General features: G+C 50.0%; 1 protein-coding gene. It reads left to right on the forward strand.

Going from position 1 to position 23,651, the window contains the following annotated elements:
• Window positions 1-504: 504 nt before the first annotated feature.
• On the forward strand, window positions 505-23,651 hold a 23,147-nt coding region (locus tag RUMCAL_RS04370; protein ID WP_021681358.1), incomplete at its 3' end, for an SdrD B-like domain-containing protein.

Consider the following 23,651-nt stretch of genomic DNA (forward strand, 5'->3'; position numbering starts at 1 on the left):
GTCGCACAATCTTTGTGCGGTATTGCCTTAAAATCATTTTCCCTAAGCAGCATACAATCCGGTGAAATAACCGGTTTTGCATGCCGTTTTTCTTTTTAAAAATTCATATAAAGTTTACATCTGCAACCTTCCCATTTTGCCATGCTCCATTGTCTTAGTAATATCAGGAGGGAAAAAAAGCGGCTTCTCAAAACAGAATCCAAAGGGAGAAAAAACAAATTGAAACAACTACCACAGGAGATTTAAGGGAATGTTGCACAAAGCACAGCTGCCGGTTTGGTATAATGCGGTTTTCTTCAATAGACATTGACAATTTCACATAAAAGTGTTATACTTAAAGTAAACGTAAAACCACAGAAAAATGTGCAAAAAGCACAATTCAAAATAAAAATCAAAGCAGAAAATTAGTCATTTTATTCAACTAAATTGCTGAAATCTAAGGAATATGGCTTATGAAGATGACTGACACAAAAATAATGGTGTCACGTGACAGGAGGAATTGAAATGTATCGACAAATCAGTATATGGAAGCGTGTCATTTATGGCATGCTGGCAGCCGTAATGGTGCTGACTTCGTGCAATTGGGGAACGATTTTTGCGGCGGCAGCAGCGTTGGGAAATTCCGGCACATTTCAGGTTGGTTTCGGAGCCGTTACCTCAAACGGTGCAACGCTGACGCCGGAAACCAATGACGGTGTCGGCAGCTTCTACATGATCCAGAAGCAGCAGCAAACACTGCTGACTGTGAATATTGTCCCAAATTTTTCCACAGGCTATGTTTGCGGGCAGAATCTGGAACTGACGCTGCCGTATTTGTATTGGGACGACAGCGGCGTTTTGGTACAGGTGAACAGCTTGGAGGAAATTCCTTTTGCCAAACAGCAGGCAGGGGAGTATATCGGCATGGAAGCAAAGCTGAACGACAAGAGCACTTTCGGCAATGCGACAACAGTCTATGATGCAAGCGGAGCGGAAGTGGAAAACAACAGTTATGTCCGCGGAAAAATCACTCTGAAAAATGCCTATGATCCCCTTAGCGGAAACTGTACGCCGAAGTTTGACATGCAGTTTTACACGGCGAGCAATGCGGTAAGCATTCCGGAAAATGCTGCGGCAACACTGGAAATGAAATTTTCCTATGACGGGCTGTATGATTCCGGCAATACGCTGATCGGCAACGGGTGGTCAACCGAGGAACTGGACACCAGCACCAAAATCCAGCGTACGGTTACATTTGTCAACTCCAACTTGGAGTGGAGCACGAAAATTAAAAGCGTTCCTACTGTGCAGCTGGACGAAGCGAGTACAGATAAAGACAATGCTGTCATGTGGCAGAAGTATAACTACATGGTGTACGAAGTCACAGTGCAGAATGATTCAGAAGAACTGGACAGCACCATTGACAACTACCTGATTACATTGCAGGCACAGTACAATGCGGACAAGATGCGGAGCGTTCTGGACGAAGATCTTCTCTGCTGGGAAAAGGAAAATCCGGACACGCAGAACAAAGATTTTTCGGCTGATTTTTACCAGCATCATGAGTTTATCGGAAAGCCCAATGCGGGCGGCATTCTGGTCTATGATGTCACCGATACACCGGACTGGAAAACCCAGTGGGATCTGGAACACTTTTCGAATATCCCTGCGGAAACTATCCCATATGGCTATTCCGGTACAGGTACGATTATTCTGCAAAAGGAAGTATCGGACAAGTCCCATACCCTGTATTCTGCGAGGAAAGCAGAAGAACTGAACCAGAGTGATCCTAATGAAAAGCATTATTTTGCCAGAAAATACATGGTTGCGATCCCATATCCGAATAACTTTAACAGCAGCACCGGATTTGAAAACACTTCCGGACTGACCACAACAATTTCATTCGGCGGCGGCAGCAACATTCACTGGTCGAAACAGTATTCAGATTCTACTAACTTCACTCCGCACACATGGGAGAATTTTACTCACCACAAGTATGTCAAGGACGCAGACGGCAACGAAGTGCCAGACAAGACAGTGGGTATCGGTGCAGTAGATGAATACTATCTGGACGGGTTTCACAGCATCGGTAACGTTCCGGTATTCAACGCAATCTCGACAGACCACGTGCCGGAGGATTTCGACTTACGGGAAATTCAGATCTGCCTGAAAAATGACACGGTGCATTATCCGGACATTCAGCTGAAAGACTGGTTCAAGGTAGACGGAACAGACATCAACCAGTTTATCCGGTTTGGCTTTACCGATGCAAACGGCAATGTGGTCTATAAGACTGCCGGCGAACTGGGGCTGCATCTGGAACAGGATACCGATGCCGGCGTGACAGAAGAAAAGAACTGGACACTGGAAATCGGCGACGTGCTGACCAACCAGAATGGTCTGACATTCTGTAACGAGGTAGAATTTGTATTTCGGGAGGAGATCCCACGCTATACCGAGTTCAACGGTTTGATTACCATGCGTGGTGCATTTCCGCACCTGTGGACATATGACAACAAGATCGACACCTCTTACGAAGTGCACTATTACCAGCCGCCGACGGCATCGGAGGACGGCGAGGGCAAGTGGGTTTCGGAGCCGAAAGAAGTCACACAGGCAAATGCTGTTATCCGCACAGAAAAGGCGGAACCGGCACTGACCGGCGTAGGCGTTTATGAAGATGTGATCGGTGATCTGGTGCAGAAAAACAATCCGCAGACGGTTTCCCTGAATGACGATACCGCGGCGGCTCGTTTTGTGATTTCCAACGACAGCATTTCCGAGATCAGTCCGGCAACATTGGACATCACCGGTCTGTATCCCGATGAGGATTACACTGCCGGCGGACTGGTCGCCTCGAAAATCCTGCTCAGTGAGAACCTGCTGAAGAAGGCAAAGATCGAGAAGATCGTACTGCACGGCAAGGTGGTAAACAGAGAAACACTGGTCGATTCGGATATTACGCTGGACGATCTGGAGAATTACGGTACTGATGAAAACGGCAATGTGGTAATTGCAAAGTCTGCGTGGAACACACTGACCTATCTCACTGGCATGACTGTGTATTTTCAGCGTATCAGCGACAGCATTCCGCTTGCCGATGCAGCAGATGACGGGAACTGCTATGTGCAGATTCACGGAACGCCTACCACAGAAAGGGACATCACTCCGCATGGCGTGCTGAAAACGGCATACAGCTTCGGCGAACATGACCAGACCGCGTTGGATCAAACGGTGGAGGATACCGTCACACTGAACGTGTCCAAGGTGCTGCCGGAGCTGAAAGCGAGCGTACATGCGATTCGCAAGGACGGCACAGAAGCCTCTGCGGTGCAGTCTGTCCGGTATGATAAAAACGGAATAGCGTATCCCGTTTATCCGACACTGGCTGTGCCGAACCGCAGCGAAACGGAACAGACGTGGTATCAGTTCCTGCTGACCAACAATTCCCGTTCTACCAGTTCTCATGCACTGCTGCAAGTTAATATGGACAGTGTCGGCAATGCACCGACAGACTGTCTGAAAGACATAGAGGGCTTTGACACCCGAAAAATCGTCCTGAACGGCATCGGCGACGGACGGGCGGCTGCCATCGAAAAAATTGAACTTTTCGACTGGAATAATACAACTTATACCGCAGACACCGAGGCAAATATTGTGCCCAGTCTGACGGTCGGTTCTGATGCTCTGACCGCAGATGCAGACGGCAATGTTACGTATACCGTTCCGGATACCATTCAGCGTCTGCGGAGCGTGCGGATCATTTTCTCACGCATCTACGGAAATACAGATCTGGACAATCTCAAGGAGATGAATCTGAAGCTGTACGGCTCGACAGATTGGGTCGGTGATCTGAAAGCATCGGCGAGATTCGAGGTAATTGGCAGCATCAACGAGGCATCTAAGACGGCTTCGAAGGCGACTATGCAGGTGGCAAAGACCAACCTTGTCATTACGCCCTCTGCCAATCGTCCGGAAACGAACCAGACCAGCAACAAGAGCCTGACAGTGCCGAATAAGGCAAATGATCTGTACTACGGTTTCCTGCTGGAGAACAAAGAAACTTCTGACTGCTATTCCAAGGCGGGGAAGTCGCTGATTTCTGTTGATCTCCAGAGCGTAGGCGTGAAAACGGAAAAGGACAATGCGAAAATCGTAAAGGGCTATCTGTCAGACAAGGTGACGATTTCCTCCAACTATGCCAAAAGCGGCAAAATCGAAAGCATTAAGCTGACAGCATTCCTGCCGGACGGTGTTTCCGGCCCGGCACAGGTGAAGACCGTTTCTCTGGAAGAACTGGAAAAGCATAAGAATGCGGCAGGGGAACTGGAAGTAGACCTGTCCGATTGGAAAGCACATGGCGTATACCTTGCAAATATCGAAATCGCCTATGCCGATCTGGAACGCGACCTTTCTGCGGAGCAGGGCAATGCACCGGAACTGCGTATTTACGGCACAAGTGACTGGTTTGACGATCTGACTGCGAAAATGACGGTGACACCGCAGCATGAACTGATGCAAAATCAGGCAAAATCCGCATCTGTGGCATTCCATGTAGACCGCCCGGGGCTCAGCGTCAACACCCATATTTACTATAACGATCAGAAAGAATCCACACGTGCGGCATCGGGCAACACGGACGGAAATGAAACCATTTTCGGCGTTCCGTATGACCGTGACTTTCTGCTGCGTGCGGAATTTGCCAATGAAACCATCTCGGTACTGGACGATACCCAGATCATTGCCAAGGTTCCCTATGAAAAGCAGGGAGAAGCACGAACTGGTTTCCATACCACGGAACTGCGAATTTATCAGGATCTGATCGATCAGTTCGGCAAATTTGACAATATCATTCTGACTGGTAAAGATGCGGACGATCAGGAGAAAACCGTAACCCTGCTGCCGAAAACAGACGAAGCCGGAAAGGTTACCGGTTTTTATACGGAAGATGCACCGGATACCATTTATACATATACAGACGGTGCACTGACATTTACCAGAGATACAGACACGCGGCTGTTCCCGGCGTTCGGCATCGAGAACCTGACACAGGTGGAACTGAACGGCAGACTGGTAAAGCTGGTTGACAAATCCGCATTGGAAAAGCGGTATATTGAATTTGACGGCTATGACGATTCGCTGTTCGGAAAGACCGATACGCTGGAAGTGGAAACACACAACTATCTGGACGGCTTCCGGGAATCCAAGGGCTATATCACAGAAGCATACGATAAGGACAAGTATATTGTAACGAAGAAAGACACCACGGCGATCTATGTTTCCAAGATGTATTTCGACACCACTGTTATGGCATTCTATAAAGATGCCAGTGCCGGAGATAAGAAGTACACCGCAGCAGCCAGTGCCGTGGAACATTTGCGAAAGAAGTATGCCCAGCCCACAGAAAATATGACGACTTGCTCCTGGAGAAGCGATAAGCATATACACGGCGCAAACGGTTATCTGTTCTCTGAAAAAGAGAAGTGGGGAGATAGTGCGGATAACTCCGAGTTGGAGATCGGCTATAAATCCATCGGTTCTTTCGCTGTGGACTTCCGCCAGTATCTGAACACAGGGAACAATCTGCCCAAGGCAAAGCCGACCCTTGCCGGACAGGAACACCAGTCGTATGACTATGTGCGCAATGCGTCTTTGAATACGGCGGCAACTGTGGATATTACATTAGACCTGCCGTCGAACACATTCGATGCGTACTATCTGAAAATTGATCCTCGTGCCAAGGACTATGTTCAGTCGGTTACAGCAATCTATGCAGACGGTACTAAGCGTACCCGTTCCGGACAGGAAATTCTCTATGAAGCCAACGAGAGCAATGCAGACGGAAGCTTTGCACGGCTGAATCTGCTGGGCAGCGATGCGGACATGTTCTCCGCGGACGATGCCAACTATTATAAGAAGCCGGAGAGCTATAACGGAAAGAATCCGGAAAATCCGGTGACACAGGTCGTTGTGACCATTGACATCAACCGCTATCAGACTGTCAACAATGACGGCAAAACGGCAAAGTCGCCGGACTATGGCATCTGGTATGACCAGACGGATTCTTCCACACAGGGAATGTTTGAAGTTACCGGACGTTTCTACCGCATGGATGAGGCGGTTGCTACAGCACATGCTGATGTGACTGTGGGCAAAGCCACCAATGGCAGAAGTAAGGTGCGGACAGATTCCGGTGCGGACAAGGAAAAGTCAGATTGGTCCTTCACAGACAAGTATTATGCCTGGACCAGTCACTATGATTATTATCGTTGTGGACACTATTGGACCTATGAGATATTCGACTATACTGCAAAGCATTTGCAGTCCAGCACACGTGTGCATATCGTCAACGATGAGGACAATGTGCAAAAGGGTGTCGGTGAAACCCCCGCTACAGCGGAAAACCGCAATGCAGAATTCGGAAAGGACAACAGTTTCGCGATCCGTTTTTATCGGAAGGGCAACACCAAAGAAAGCACCATTCCTACATCTCACGTCAACACGACTTGGGACGGTGTGGGTCGCTTTGCACCGAATAACGATGTTTACCATTGGGTAATGAACAGCCCGTACTCCCGTACCGACCAGTATGACTGGGTGAATAAGCTGTCCTTCACGGACAAGGTCGTGCTGTCTGACAGCCTGCCGCAGATTCGCCCTGATGATGACTATGAATACAAGGGCTTTCTGACTACCGGACTTCAGATCAAGAAAGAGATCTATCAGTATTTCCGAGATGATGACAGCATTGTGTTCACCATAAATGCGAAGAACACGAACAATGACGTTGTCGGAACGGCACAGACCATTTCTGTTCCGGTGTCTGAACTGAAAGAGATGTACGGCAAAACCGATGACTGGAACATTTATTTCGAGTACACACCGAAACAGCAGGACAACACAGATAACGGGGACAATGCAGGCGGCAGCACCGAGGGAAACGCAGACGATGCGGACACCGGAGCAAACCAGCCGCAGATCGAACCGACCTATGCCGTAAAAAAGGACGGCGGGAAATATGTTGTGGTTCTGGGCGAAGATACTTTTGTGACAGACTACAGCATGACCATGTACGATATTCCGGGTACAGGGGATTATTCTGCGGAACTGACCAACAAGGAAAAGGCAGATTATCACAATACCAATACATGGGATATTCTGGTGCAGGGCAAGCCGTATGCGATCAACAAGACAGACGATGACATGTACGGAAAGAACACTGCTCAAACCAGTGTTTCCACAGATTATGAACCGGACAAGGAAATCTACAAGCAGTCGGACAATGCGATAATCATGGGCTACCTGATCGATTTTCGGGCAGGGTATCAGCTGCAAACGGAGAATGGCAGCGTATCAGAAAAGCTGTACTATGATTACAGCCAGAGCGACAACAACACACCGAACCGCGGCTTGTTCCGCGTGAAGCTGTTCAATCAGGACAAGCAGAATGCGACTGGGCAGGAGGCGGCTGCACGTATTGACAGTGCGGCTACCACCAACACCATGGACAGCCGATACCGGCTGGAGCATATCTACCTGCCGAAATTCCTTTTGGACGACAACTGGTTCGGCGTGGCAAATCTGACACTCCAAGTGGGCAGCACGAACGTTCCGGTGAATGTGGTAAAAGGCTCCGGCGTAGACGGCATGGCAGACGGCATCTATGTGGTGCATGTCAGCACAACGGAAACCGTACAGGGCGAGAAAGTCTATACCGTTGATGTGGAACAGATTCTGCGGCAGCTGTATCGGGTAGATTCCGGCGTTCTCGGAACCTATACCAATACGACTAATCAGAAAACCTATGTCAAAGCATATGTCAACAGCTTCCAGCTGGACTTCAAGGCGAAAAAGGCAGACCGAAATGACAGCAGTACTGTGCTGTGTGACGGGGAATACCTGTCGGCGGATCATACCAAGAACACCAGTGCATTCCTGTATGACGGCGTTTATGTCGACCGGACACCGGACGATTTCACCGGTGACGAGTGGAACGCCAATTCCACGCCGACCTTTGGAAAGGCTCCCAACAGCTATCCGGAGCAGATAACCACCAACCAGCTTTCGGCAGTCTTTACCTCCATTGACCCCAATGCCAATACCTATATTTATAAGAATACGGACGGTTCTGCAAAGGGCAGCAAGAAAGAGGCAGACTATACAGTCAAGAATCTGACGGGTATGCTGAACGCAGAAGTCACCCGCACAAAGATGTACGATCAGGATTCCAAGACCGGAAACATCGATGAGGTGGACTATCTGCACCTGATGCCGTATGATTATGTAGAGTATACCATTCGGGTGAACACGCCGGACGATGCACTGATTCCGCTGGAACATACCACAGTGGACTTCTCTGTTCCAAAGGGACAGCGAATCGTTCGCTGGGACGTTGTAGATGCAGACGGAAAAGTGCTGACAACGGAAAATGCCGCGGAGAATATTCCGGCTGCGGATATTCACGCTGCTCTGTCAGACGGCGGCACGACGATCGAAGCGGCACAGGGTGTCAAGTATGCCCTGCTTGCAGCAGCAGAAGCAGAGCCGGCAGAAACTGCATACCGGCGGCTGGTGGCAGAACTGGGCAAGGGTGCAAAATCCGATGACCAGATCAAGCCGGGTGAAACGGTTTACCTGCGTGTGACCACACAGCTGACGGAAAACGACGGCAGCTATGATGCTGTCACTGTCGGCACACCGGATCTCAAAATTCATGCTGCCCCCAAGCACGGCTATCCGCAGTATGCAATCTATGATACCACCAGTTCAACACATCTGCCGAATGCAGACAGAAGATACTACTGGAACAAGACAACGACCGACCGTGCAGGCGTGTCTTATTACTACCGGTATACCAAGGCAGATGCAGACAAGCAGACACAGTATTATGCACACGTGCAGAACGAACTGACCTATCAGTCTGCTGCACCGGTAACGCTTTCCTATCAGGTAAACGACATCAAGCAGAATTACGACGGAAAGGGTGCCGTGCTGACAGTCAGCGACCTGTACAATGAAACCGGTCACCATTGCGATACCTACACGGTAGACGTTTCTTTCCTGGAAAAGCGTTCCAAGGATAGCGGCGATGTGTTCTACCGCGGCTTTGAACTGACGGAGCCCTACACAGTTCCGGAGGAAACAGACAGGTTCGGCAGAGTGGAAGTGCTCTATGCCGTTGCAGAGCCGATTACAGATCCGCGGTTTGCAGAAGACGAAAACATTGCATTCCGGACGAACGAAAACGGTGTAGAGGTGACATGGAAGTCTTACGACTACGATGCTTCCCGCACCACCGATCAAGTCGCAACTGCGAAAATGACAGCCGCCGACCTGCCGAATGTTGTGGGCGTTCGCTGGGTGTATTACGATCTCAAGGGCTTTGATACGACCACTGCGTACAGTGGTACTTCCAAGGCAAAAGCGGCTCTGCAAAATGTAACGCTGACCGGTGTCGGCAGATACCAGGATGTCACAGACGGCACAGGCGTGAGAGCAGATACCTATACCCAGTATTTCACAGCCACCAACACCTATGAGCACATTCACAGTGAAAACGAAAATGCAGTGACGGTGACTGAAAGTGGCAGCAGTGTGGCATCTGCCAAAACACCGACAGAGCACACGGCATACCTGACAGACACCAAAGTCCTGAATCCTAAGGTTTATCGGGAAAACCCCATTGCATCGTTCCACACCCAGACATTTTCTTCCGAGAGCGATGCTGCGGCAGCGTATGAGGAAAAGAAAGCACAGAAAACAAGCTATCGTCCGGGCGATACTGTTTGGCAGAAGGTAACACTGAAAAACAACCTGGCCGCACTGAGCAGCGGAAAACAGGCAGGTGAGGAGGGCAGGCTCATCAATCCGGTGATCTATGATAAGGTACCGGAATATTTTACCAAGACTTTGTACGATTCGTATGGGGTCGGCGACAGCATACCCAATTTGCGTTTGCTGAATGCGGACGGCAGCGAGAAAGATCTGAGCAATATAGAATTGTATCTGGCAGCCAAAACCGCACAAAATGGGTATGACTATGGCGGAAAGATGACCTATACAGACGGGTTCAATTCTGAAAATGCAACACAAAAGGCATTTGCAGATTTGAAGCCGGACGAAAACTCCACATATCAGATTTCCTTTACGGTATACGAACTGCGGCTGCGTTACAAAGATGCTCCCAATGCGGACTTCGTTTTGCAGCCGGGAGAACAGATCGAGTTCTGCTACTCAGCAACCATTCGGGAAGAAGAACTGCCTATGGTGTACACTGCGTCCACCTATGCAGACGATACCGCCGCATCTGTTGCAGGCGGTGACGGACTGCACCCGGCATATTTCCCCCGCATTGGTGAGTATTATCAGAACAGTATTTATCATAATTATTATAGTTCCTCTACGAACGGCAAACTTTATCCGATGTTGACCGGCGGATTCACTGATACCGGAAACGTCTGGAATAATTTCAAGCAGGTGCAGAACAGCAGTATCCAGATGGATATGGACTATCTGATGCACGATATTGGCTTCAGTGCGGATAAGAATACACAGGTGGATATGTGGGAATTTCTGGATCAGACCATTACCCACATTCCGGGTTCTTCCACTACAAGCGGCAGCATCAGCGGACAGAACAACACGCTGTTGGACGAGGATTCACAGACTGCAAAGAATATGCAGACGGTGAAATATACTGCCAATTCCATGATCGAAACGGCTGACCAGCTCCAGCAGCTGCCTCAGACCGTGAAGTACATGGCAGGCGGTGCAAACCGAGATTGGTTCCAGCTGGCAATGGGCAAGCGGAACAAGAATCATGCAGACTGGGCAGATTTGGATTCGGCAAAGGATACACCTGTTGTGTGGAGCGAAACCCGTCTCCACCTGCAAAAGGCATGGCTTGCCACCAGTTCGGAATTTGTAACCAGCAATATCCAATATGAAAAGACGAACGGCGACCACACGGAAAATGTGCTTTGCGACCCGAATTCCCCGTATTTCGGAACATACTCCAACGGAAATGGATTAAACTCCTATTATAATAGTGTACATGAGGTAACAGACCGGTCTGGTGCGGCTGCGCTGGAATATGATGAAGATGTCAAGGTACAGCTCCAGGCGTACAACTACGGCGACTGGGATCTGGACGGCGTGACATTCCTGTATACCTATGCCTATGGCATGAAACCGGTGATGAATGCAGACGGGACGCTGGATACATCTGAGATACTGGCGTATACCAACACCGGCGACTCGAAAGCAGATACATTCTCCCAGATCGACGGGACATATGTTACCGCAGAGATCATTCAGAAACCGGGAGACAAAAATCCGCAGTATCTTGCACCAAAGGCAATGCGGGATGCGGCACAGAACACAAGCATCACAGACGGTGCAGACGGATACTATACCGCAAAGGAATACACCCCGTATGTGGTGAAGATCACTGTAAAACAGTCACTGAAAAAATGGTACGGCAGGGGCAGCGACTTCGGCTATATCACACGGGTGACACTTCCGGCAAGAGTATACACCGATACGGCAAGCGGCACATGGTACGATCGTGTTCTCACCCAGCCCTATGTGGCAGAGGGTAGCCAGAATCATCTGTATTACCAGATCTATGACATCGACCACTGGGACGGTTCCACCAAGGTGCTGACAAAGCACAACCAGCTGTACGGCATGGACTACCTCTGGAGTCCGCTGTATTGGTATTGGTATGACAGCGACGGACAGCTTGGAAGTCTGAAATACCTGGCATCCTCTCCGAATATGCCGTCTGTCAACGGCTACAATATCCAGAACAAGGAAGTCGTAGCAGACGGCAGCGGCTATCGCTTTACCAACAATGACAGCATTGACCGTTACAGCAGCGGTAAGACCATGTTCTACGCGGAAACCGGCACCAGAGCCGTGCTGCGGAAACCTCTGGTACGCAGCTGGACAACCATCAGCGAAACCATCGGTAAGGATGAAACCGAGATGTATGGCAAGACGGTAGAGCAGTACTACACCGAGACACAGGGCGAGGTCAACTGGATCAATGTCCATGTGGAGAATAATTATTACTGGGATCAGTACGGCTACAGCGGCAGTGCCGGTACTGAAGGGTACAACAACGAAAAATCGCTGCACAGCTATGGTACAGACGGCGGTCAGAAGGGTTCGCTCTCGCTGCCGGTCATCACCAACATTCTGCCCTATGGCATCGTTCCGGTTGCGGCGGATGGCTCTCGCTATACCACGGACAACGACAAAAACAACAAGCCTCTGAACTGGGAGCTGTACGACAAGGATGCTACCACTAAGCTGACAGATCAAATGGCACTCTATGATACTGAGGTCTACTATGATGATTCTACCAAGCGTTATGTGGTGCAGATCTTTGCCAAGGAGGAAAATGATACCGAAAAGGCAATGACTGCAGCGGAACTGGCAGAAAAGCGGGAAAAGGACGCTGCGATTCGGAATGGCAGTCTGTACAATTTCTGCATCAAGACCTTTACTTATGCAGAGCCGGACGATGTGATCAACGGCGTGGAAGACGAAGACCTGCTGGAAAATTACCTGAACAACTATTCCTATGTTTCCAGCAGAGTGAACGCTTACCGGTTTATCACGGACAATGACATTTCCGGAAATCCGTACAAGGTTTGCTCGGCGGCAGTGATTACACCAATTATCAATTACTATTCCACCTATGCGTTCCGAAAAAAAGACGAACGAAAAGATGCAGTTGCTGCAACTGCAAAGGTGACTCGTCATTATTATGGCGGTGTTAACTATTACAAATCCGAAGATACCCTGCCCATGTATCCGGACACAGATAACGACGGACTTTCGACCACCAATCCGGATCCTTACGTTCTGCTGACCCATAAGTACGAAAACGGTACCTATATGCTGGGCAGCATGAGCCGGTACGCCGAGAGCGATTCCATGGAAATGGATGAGTACCGAAAGAACAAGCCGCTGTCGGAGGAAATTCGTTCCGCACTGAACCGCGATGTGACACTGCGTGACAACAGCAGTGATATGCTTTTCCAGGATATTACTTCTGCCAATGTGATGCAGGATTCCGGCGTTGTGAATACGCTGAAGATTCGCACGCAGACTCCGTCTTTAAAGGCGGAGAACATGGTAGCTGCTGAAAAGACCGAAGAAGGCGAAAAGGGCTTTGCCGGAAACAAGGAAGATCTGGACGAAGTGAAAACTCGTCAGCAGTATCAGAACAACGGGAAAAACTTTGACTACAGTGATATTCTCTGGTACAGTGCCAAGGTTTCCAGCCAGTCGGAGGCAGACTATCGTTACCGCGGAAGCATCTTCCACGCTAAAATGGTTGTCACATTCCAGCTGCCGGAAAATGTACGGTACTGGGACGAGGACAATCTGCTGGACGACTACTATCTGGAATACACCGATAAGTCGGGGAAAAAGCAGACATTTACCATGGCAGAGGCAAAGGCTGCCGGCTGGGGCATTGAGCTGACACAGCGGTACTTTGCCGGAGCAGTTGCACCGGCAGAAAACACGGCGGACGGACTGACACGGGCAGATTCTGCCACAAAGCGTGGCGGTGAAACGCTGGTATTCGAGATCACCACGCCGAAAGATGACGGCTTCGACTGCACAAATGACAACACCTATGTGGCAGGCTGTCATCCGGCGGGCTATTTCAATGGCACGCTGAACTTTAAGATCAAGACACGAATCGACAACCTGGAACTGCCGGCGGATACGGACAGCAGCTGGGAGGATTATTATGCCAAGGTCTATGCAACGTTCGAACAGACAGACGGCAAGTTCGCCATTACAAAGGACGGTCTGTTTGCAGAACGTGATGCAGACGGCAAGTACTACATCCGCGGCGGCTGCCTGATGCCGAAGCAGGACGAGAACGGCTATGTCTACAACGACTACGGCAATATCGTCTATGAAAAGAAACTGCGGCAGGAAGTGCCGGCAAGTGACATTGTATATGATACCTATGATTTCAACTTCACCGGACAGACTATGGAGGGCATGCAGCTGCAAAATGCGGTGCGGGTGAAGGATACCAACCGTCCAAAGAACAATGCCATTCCGGAGATCGAACCTTTTGACGGCGTTGTGCCGGGTGAGATCTATCTGACCGCTTCTTCTGCGAAAGTTGCTGTTACTGCACCGAAAACCACGGTGCGTGCAGATCTGAACTATGAGCGTGTGCGTGTCAACGACCCGAACTCCTCTATTGTCATTGCGGAAGACCCGCATATTAAGCAGATTTATAAAACTGTCAGCTATGTCGATCAGGTGTCTAACGATACCGCATCGGTAAACGAATTCGTGGTCAACTACAATCTGGCAAACTACGCAACGCTGCGTGGTACCACAAAGGTGGCACCGGTCAACAAACCGGGCGTGCTGCCTCACGTTTCAGAGCTGGTTTATCCGAATGTAACGGAAATTTCTACCGGTAACTGGGCAATTCCGTCAGCAGGTGCACTGGAAACCGAGTATGCCGCAGACCAGCAGCTGGTTCATGACATTCTGGAAAAGCACCTGAAAGTGTATCCGTATGTGCTGATCAGCACGGACCCTGCCAATGAAGAAGCATTCCTTGCACCGGAAACGAAGCAGGACGACGGCATTTATTCAAATGCCTATGCCAACAGCAGCAAGGGAACCAGCTGGTGGGTACGCATCGGCGAAGAACAGGGCTATGCTCTGGATGCAAACAAAACCATTGCACTGGAAGAGAGCAATCTCCATTTTGACAGCACCAACCAGAAGCTCCAGCAGCAGCTGTCACAGCTTAATCTGAAAAAATCCATTCGTCAGGTGCGTTGGGTGATTCGGACAGAGGGCTTTACGGAAACGATTTCCGGAACTCAGGTCCGGCTGACCAACGCAGAGGCACCCCGATATTTTCCGGTGCCGAAGGGATTGTATGTGAATGCAGATGCAGACGACACCACAGAGGGCAGACAGGACCGCAACGATGTGGACAAGTATCACTATGGTCTGGAACCCCTGAGCGAAAGCATCAAGAAAAACAGTCCCCATGTGGCATTTACCACTGCACCGAATGACCCGTCTATCTCCAATTCTGTACACAACAACCATTTCGCCAGCGTGATCCTGCGTAGCGATGACTTCAAGTATGCGGTTTCCGGTGATGCGTCCAGAGTGGGCTTCTATCTGGATCCGCAGCTGCCGTGGCTGGGTATCGATATTGATGCCAAGTATTTCAGCGGTGCTGCAAACAAGGAATACAAATGGGATTCCAATACCAGCGGTATTTCCAGCGGTACCGGCAAGATGCTGAAATATACAGTGACTTATAAGAATCTTAGTCAGGAACTGCTGAACACAAGTACGTATAACCGGAAAAATGCAGAGGCAGACAAGCTGTCTGATCCTACGGTTTCTCTGGCACTGCCGTATCTGGAATCGCTCTCTGCGGACGCATTCCAGTATGTGCAGTATCAGGACGACTCCAACGGCAGTATTGACGGTTATTTCGTCGGCGATCACTACACCAGCACTGCGGAAAAGAACAGCGACAATCAAGTGGTAACGCCTGCGAAGAATCTGGACGATGTGACACCGCAGTGGACATGGCATATTGAAAACGAAAAGGGCGAATTTGTTTCCCTGAAAGACAACGGTGATGTTTCACTGGAAGACGTAGACGTGGAAGAACTCCCGTATGCAGACGTGACAAACACCGAAGTCGCTATGGACACGCAGAAGAACCCCAACCCCTACTTTGTGACAAAACCGATCTCCACCAATGTACTGAACCGGAAGATCGTCAACTTCAAGTTCTCCGGAACTCTGGAGCCGGGACAGCGTATTGTGGTAGAACTCATGGTGCCGCTGGACATCAGCAACAGTAACATCGTTTCTGCGGAACTGATGCAGGCAAAGGCATATGGTTTTAAAAACGGTTCTTTCCGGCCGTATATTCCGGATAAGCAGGGAAAAGTCAAGATCGTTGCCTATGAAGTAGACAGCCATGATGTCAACGACAACAAAAGCAGCGGCGATATGACACTGACGATCACATCACAGGCAATCACCCTGCTTTCGATCGATAATGTCACACAAATGAAAACAGCCACTTCCGATCTGGATTCCGTAAAGGCGGCAATTCCGGTTCGGGTACAGGAGGGCGGCAATTACTCTTACTCCATTTCTATGCAGAACAGTTCAGATTCGGATACCGAGTATAAGACGCTGCTGTTTTATGATGTGCTGCCGTATGTGGATGACACCAAGGCAACAGATTCGGAAGCTAAACGTAACTCGAAATGGAACGGTTATCTGATTCCGGATTCCGTGCGGCTGAAGCAGGTATCCACCAGCGGTACAGTAAATCTGAATCCGTCTATGTACACCGTCTGGGTCGGACCGATCATCAAGAAGAACGGCAGCTATGTGCTGCAGGATGTCAGCATCCTCCCGAAGCCGGCAGATGATCTGATGGATACCGAGAAAAACAATTTCTACCGGAATCTGTATCAAGATGTAAACGGAAAGAATTCGTATTTTGTCAAGCTGTCTGAACTGATCGGCGATCACAAAGCCGGCAGGATCTCTGATGCCGAATACGATCGGCTGGTACGGGGGATCCGTGCGATCTGGGCACAGATGAATAATGCCGACACCAGACTGGACAAAAAGAACCGTATGGAACTCTACTATGAGATGCATGCACCGCTGAATCTGCCGAAGTATGTTGGTACACCTACAACTGAGGACGAGAATGAAAGTGCAGCATCTGCGGAGAGTATTCGCAAGCAGGTAGAGGGTGTGACACAATGGAACACCTTTGCTTCCGGCTATGATTCTGCAAGTGCGATCGGCAAGAACTATCAGCTCTTTGAAAACACACAGGCCGGTGCCTATATTTCTGCCCCCAGCGGAAAGGGCTATATCGGCAGCTATGTCTGGAGCGACCTCAACTATGACGCTCAGTGTAACGAAGCAGAATATGAGATGTCTGCCAACGGACGGCTGCTGCCTACCGGCAAATGGACGACCGATATTGACTTTGACGGAAAGCCGGACGATCCGGGTATCAATGGCGTAAAGGTGGAACTGCTGACGAAGAAGGGCTATTCCGTCAACGTCAACGGTGAGGCAGTGATTGCCGATCCGGATCCTGACAGTAACCCGAATCCGGAAAAGACACGTTATGTTGTCATTGACGAGGAAACTGGTCAGCCGAAAACCATTGTAGAAAACAACACCAATTCCTATCAGTATACGTTTGACGGACCGGTGACTTATACCACCGAAAGCGATTATTACGGAAATCAGGGCTACTTCATGCTGTCGAATCTGACACCGGGAGATTACCGGCTGCGGTATACACTGCCGCAGGGATACGATCAGTACTCGGTTACAACACGGGAACTGGGACAGACTGGCACAGCACTGAAAGTATACCGTGACGGAAATGTCGTTTATACCGGCATTCGCACAGAAGATGACCAAACGGCAGTTGCCAACGAAATTGCCAACAAAGAGGCTTCGTTCGGAAAGCTGATCGTACAGACGGCACCGATTCATGTAGATGCGGTGGAAGAAGATCTGACAAAGCATCAGGCTTATGACACCGCCATGACTTCCTATATGCTGGGTGTTTCCAGAGGATACACTTACGGCGGCTGGGCATGGGTCGATGAAACAGACAACAACGGCACCATCGAAAGCGACGGCATCATGCAGGAAGCCGAACAGAAGCTGAAAGATGTGACGGTGGAAATGCACGAAGTCGATGCAGACGGCAATATCTCTCCGGAAATCGCCGTTGACGGCGACGGCAATCCGGCAGTATTCTACACGGGAACAGACGGCTACTATCAGTTCCGTCTGTATCCGAACAAGAACTATGTGGCAGTGGCAAAATATGAGGGCAGTTCTGTTATCCCGTATAAGCCTTCGCCGTTTGTTCTGCACAACGATCCGCTGGAAACATCAGATGATAACGATCTGACCAAGGCGGTGAACAATTTCCGCACACGGCCGTTCCAGACCGGTGTGCCTTACGACAAAAACCAGAAGCCGCTGTATGAAAATGACGGTCAGACCTTCCAGATCAACAGAAGCATTTCTCTGGGATTTGTGGACGGCTCCCGTGGATTTATCGGACAGTGGATCTGGGACGACGAAAACTATAACGGCATTCGGGATACCTTTGAAAAGGGTATCGAGGGTGTGACCGTGACCTTGCAGCCGTTCTACTATGACGGCGATACCGGAAAATGGGTAGCCATTACCGGTGGGGAACGCGACATAAAAACTTCGGAATCCGGTTCTTATGTATTCCAGAATGTTTCCAGTTACTACGAAAAGGACGGCAGGGAATATCTTGCTGGCTATCGGCTGTACGTTGATCCGGCAAAGAATCCCCAGCTGTACCAGAAGTATGCGATCACCAAGTATAAGCAGTATCCGAACAGCCGTTCTACGGAAAACAGTGACCTGCAATATACCGGTGATATGCAGTACTCTCTCATTGGCGATGACTGGTTCGAGTATGGCGAAAACGGCAATATCACAGCAACGTATCACAACTATGATAAAGAAGACGACATCATTATCATTGCCGGAGAAACGAAAAACCAGAACAGCAACGTCATCGACTATAAGAACACCCATTATGATACCGGCGAAGCACAGCGTCTGCTGGACTACAGCGGCGGCTTTACGGAGATTCAGACTTCTGAAGTAACCGGTTATCTGTGGGAGGACAACGGTAGGAATGCAGCCGGAGAATATCAGGAGGCATTCGACTATGACGGTATCCGCAATACCGTGACCGATGCGGACGGCGCGACACAATTCTATGAAAAGGGAATTGCCGGAGCGACTGTTCAGCTGGAACAGTATGTTCTGCAAAATGGTACCTATGTACCGGTAACAAGCGGAAACCGTACTGTGAAAACTGATGAAGACGGCAAGTACACATTCTCCGGTGTTTCCACATATGCGGAAATCAATGGGGAAAAGGTGCTGGCACATTATCGTCTGAAGCTGCTGTCGTTGCCCAGCGGCATGGAAAACTATGCTGTTACCCGCTATCGGCAGAACGGCGATGCGGAAACCCAAGTGATCGACAGCCACCTGATCTCGCAGAACGGACAGCACGGAGCAGGCAATGCAGATTATGACATTGCGTCTTATCTGACCTCTCCGGCTGACGGTGATTATTTCATCACTGCAAAGAAGTCCCAGCCGGAAACAGAAGCTGGCATTGACGGAAACACCTATTTTGAACCGTACATTCTCTATGATGATGCAGCAGTGCACGGCGGAAATCATGATTATGCTTACGATTACATCAAGGCAAAGGATTATAACGGTTATGACGGCGGTCTGAAAGCATTTGAAACCGCCTCTGTCAGCGGCGTGGTCTGGGAGGATACCAACTATAATGGTATTCAGGACGACGGCGAAGCAGCATATCATAACAGCAAGAATCCGGCAGTTGTAAACTTGCAGCAGTATTTCTATCGCGGCGGCGAATGGGTGCTGGAAAATGCAGCATTCCGGACACACGAAACCAAAACAGACGGAACCTACACGTTCAGCAATCTTCCCACCTATGTGGAAAAGGACGGCGTAAGGTATCTGGCAGGCTATCAGGTACTCCTGAAAACAATGCCGAAAGATTATGCGGCAACGAAGTACTGGAACGATGCAGATCCGTCAAAGGTTTACAGCAAACTGTATGTGACCGATGCCGATGGTGCCGAGGACAGCCAGCGGACAGGTGACCTGCCGGTTACTGTGCTGCAAGGCAATCACGAAATGCTGATTCCGGCACGGGAGGCAAAGGCAGGCACACAGTCCAACGATGCAGAACCGTATACGGATTACAACTGGGCATATGTCTGCGGCACGAACATCAAAAATATCGACACGCCGAATACTGCACAGCAGAAGTACTATGATCTGGTAACAGCAAGAGATTATGAAAATCTGAATGCCGGTCTGAAAAAACGCAACATTGCGGCAGTAAAGGGCAGGATCTGGGAAGATACGGATTACAACGGCATTCTGGACAGCGGTGAAAAGGGCAAGAACGGCGTTTCTGTCACTCTGGAACAGTATCGCTATGATGCTGCCGTAAAGCAGTTTGTTCACATGAACAATGACATGACTGTGAAAACTGATGCCAAAGGCGTATATCAGTTTGCCAAGGTGCCGACCCACTTTGTGGTTGACGGCACAGATCAGCTGGCATATTACCGCATTCGTGCGGCTGTGCCGGCGGGATATGCGGTGACACGGTATCGTCAGGCAACAGATGACACGAAAACAGACAGCGACTGGATCGCAGAAACGAATTATCTGACTGCACCGGACAATGGAGATTACTTCCTGACAGCACAGCCGGCACAAGGTAACGCTCCCTATAATCTGACTGATGCTGTCACAAACAAGGAATACGATTCCATATTGAATGCAGACGTGACTGACATTTATAACGGCGGTCTGAAAGCGTTCGAAACCGGAAAGATTCAGGGCGTGGTTTGGTTCGACAAGAATTACAGCGGCTTGCAGGAAACCGGTGAAACGGCAATGGCGACACAGCAGACGGTCTATCTGGATCAGTATTATCTGGACGATGCCGGAAGCTGGAAGCTGCATCAGACACTCTCCGCAAAGACTGCGGCAAACACAGGAGTATATCAGTTCTCCAAGCAGCCGACCTTTGTGACGGTTGACGGAAAGATGTATCTGGCAGGCTATCGCCTGCGGCTGAACGCGGTGCCGGACGGTTATGCTGTGACAAAGTATCAGGTGCTGGATCCCACAGGAAGCTGCATCAACAGTGACCTGCTGACAGCATCTCAGGAAACGAATGCAGATCAGACCGTGGACTTCAACCAGCCGGACGAGTATATCTTGCTGGCAAAGAAGGCTGTTCACGGTGCACCCGGAAGCAAGGAGTCAGGATTCCACGAATACTACGTGCGGAAGTACGACAATGTCGATTATGATATTGTTACCGCAAGAGATTCTGACGGCGTATACAACGGCGGACTGAAATCCATACAGACTGCGGCAATGGACGGACGAATCTGGAACGACCTCAATTATGACGGTACAATGGATTTGAGCGAAAGCGGCTGCGGCGATCTCCATTTGACACTGTATCAGTATTATCTGGACGGAACGATCTGGAAAAAGACTGCGGCGACTATGACCGCAGTGACCAACAGCAACGGTCTGTATCATTTTGAAGGTATTCCCACTTATGCGGAAGTCGGCGGCAAGCGGTATCTGGCTGGGTATCAGCTGCACTTAGATGCACTGCCGGACGGCAATGCAGTTACTGTACTTGCCAACGACAACAAGCTGCACTGGAAGAATGGCGAACTCACTCTCATGGGCGAGCAGGAATATCTGATCGTTGCAGCAGAGGCACAGCCGTTTACCGGAGAACATACCGGAAACACACCGCAGTACAACACGTATTACGACCGCACTTACAGTGCAGTTCCGAATACGGATACGATCTACGACATCACAGAAAGCCGTGACAGCAAGAACGAGTACCATGGCGGCGTTCGGGCGTTCCAGACAACGTCTGTCAGCGGACGAATCTGGAATGATGCCGATTATGACGGCGGCATGGCGGCGGAAGAAGCTGGCATGGAAGGCTTGTCGATGACGCTGGAGCAGTATTACTGGGACGGCACCACATGGCTGCCGACAGCACAGCAAAATTACACTGCAACTGTAAACACCGACAGCAACGGGGACTATCATTTCGAAAATGTTCCCACATTTGTGGAGATCGGCGGCGAGCGGTATCTGGCTGGCTATCGGCTGAAGCTGGACGCACTGCCGAAGGACGCTGACGGTAAGATCACCTACGGCATTACCAAGGCAGGCGGCGACAGCAAATTCCAAAGACTTGAAAATCCGTATCAGAGCGAGAACCTCTATCTGACAGCACCGGATCAGTATCTGATTCTGGCTGCTGAGGCAAAGACAGAAACCGATTCGACATACCGAAAGCACTACAACGGCAGTGACTATGACATTGCAGATGCCGCAGCCCAGACAGACTGGAACGGCGGCTTGAAGCAGGTCGAAAAGGCACAGATCGTTGGACGTGTCTGGGACGATGCAAATTACAACGGCTTGCAGGATACCGGCGAGGGAAACATTTCCGGCGTAGAAATTACGTTGGAGCAGTACTACCGCGATGCCAACGGCAACTATCAGCCTACCGGCATATTCCAGAAGGATTCTGATGCCAACGGCGAGTACCGGTTTGACAATGTGGATACGTTCTGTAATGCAAATGGCGAAACCTACCTCTGCTATTATCAGCTGAAAATGACAGGTGAAGTGCCGGACAATTACACCATTACCTGGTACCGGCAGGGCGATGATCCCGCAAGGGACAGCGATCTGGATGCGGAGAGCCGTTATCTGACGAAAGACACCTATTTTGTTTGTGCAGCTGCGGATACAGACAGCACGGATTATGCAGTGGACGGCAGAGATATTCTCCGAAAGGAAGATGTTTCCGGTTATGATGCCGGCTTTACACAGTTGGCAGTAGGGGACATCTCCGGACGGATCTGGATCGACCACAACTATGACGGCATGCAGGACGAAGCAGATGATGCGGCGAATACCGCAGAGGACAAGACGGCAATTGAAAATGTTACCGTCAAGGCAATACAGTATTATTATGACGGCAGCCAGTGGCAGCCGAACGACACGGCGTATACAGCCAGCACAAGCACAGATGCAGACGGCAAATACACACTGGCGAATCTGCCCACCTGGGTGAGAATCAACAATGTGGATTATGCCGCAGGCTATCAGCTCTGTCTGGAAAATCTCCGCGGCAATTATCTGGCGACACAGTATCGTGTGGGAACTGACCGTACCAAGGACAGCGACCTCCGACTGGACAGCACATATCTGACGAGTGCGAATGAATACATTGTTCCGGCGGCAAATGCGTATGACGATGCCAACGGAAACCAGAATGGTGCTTCTGTACGGGAAGTTCCGGACAGCAACGGTACCATGTACGCAGTAGACCTTGCATGCGGCAAGAATACCGGACATTATGATGCCGGACTCAAGCAGCAGGACAAGGGCGTGATTCGCGGTACCATTTGGAACGATGCGAACTATGACGGTTTGTATAATTCCAACGAAGTGCCGGTGGCAACTTCGGTTCGCGTGATACTGACCCGTGAGATCTATGAAAACGGAAACTGGATACCGGATACTGCATTTGGTGAGGTTTCTGAAATTGTGGATCACGGCGAGTATCAGTTTACGGATCTGGACGTTCACGTGCCGGCAGACCTGTCAGATGACAGCACTTCTGGCAACAAGGATCGCATCTATGGCTATCAGATCCGGCTGGATCTGGCAACTGTGCCGGATACCTATGCGGTGACCAAGCAGTATGCGGAATCGGAGCAGGCTCTGAAAAACAGTTTCCTGAATCCCCGTGACGGCAGTCTGCTGGCAAAGGACGAGTCGCACATCATTTTGGCGGCGAAGGCAACTGATGCAGATCGGGAGCATACCATTACCATTGCAGGTACCACATATGCACCGGCAAATCTGGCGAAATCTGTCGCACCGCACAACGGCGGTCTGACTGCAATCGAAACTGCGTCCAT

It is taken from the genome of Ruminococcus callidus ATCC 27760, from assembly GCF_000468015.1.
GTDB classification, from domain to species: domain Bacteria; phylum Bacillota; class Clostridia; order Oscillospirales; family Ruminococcaceae; genus Ruminococcus_C; species Ruminococcus_C callidus.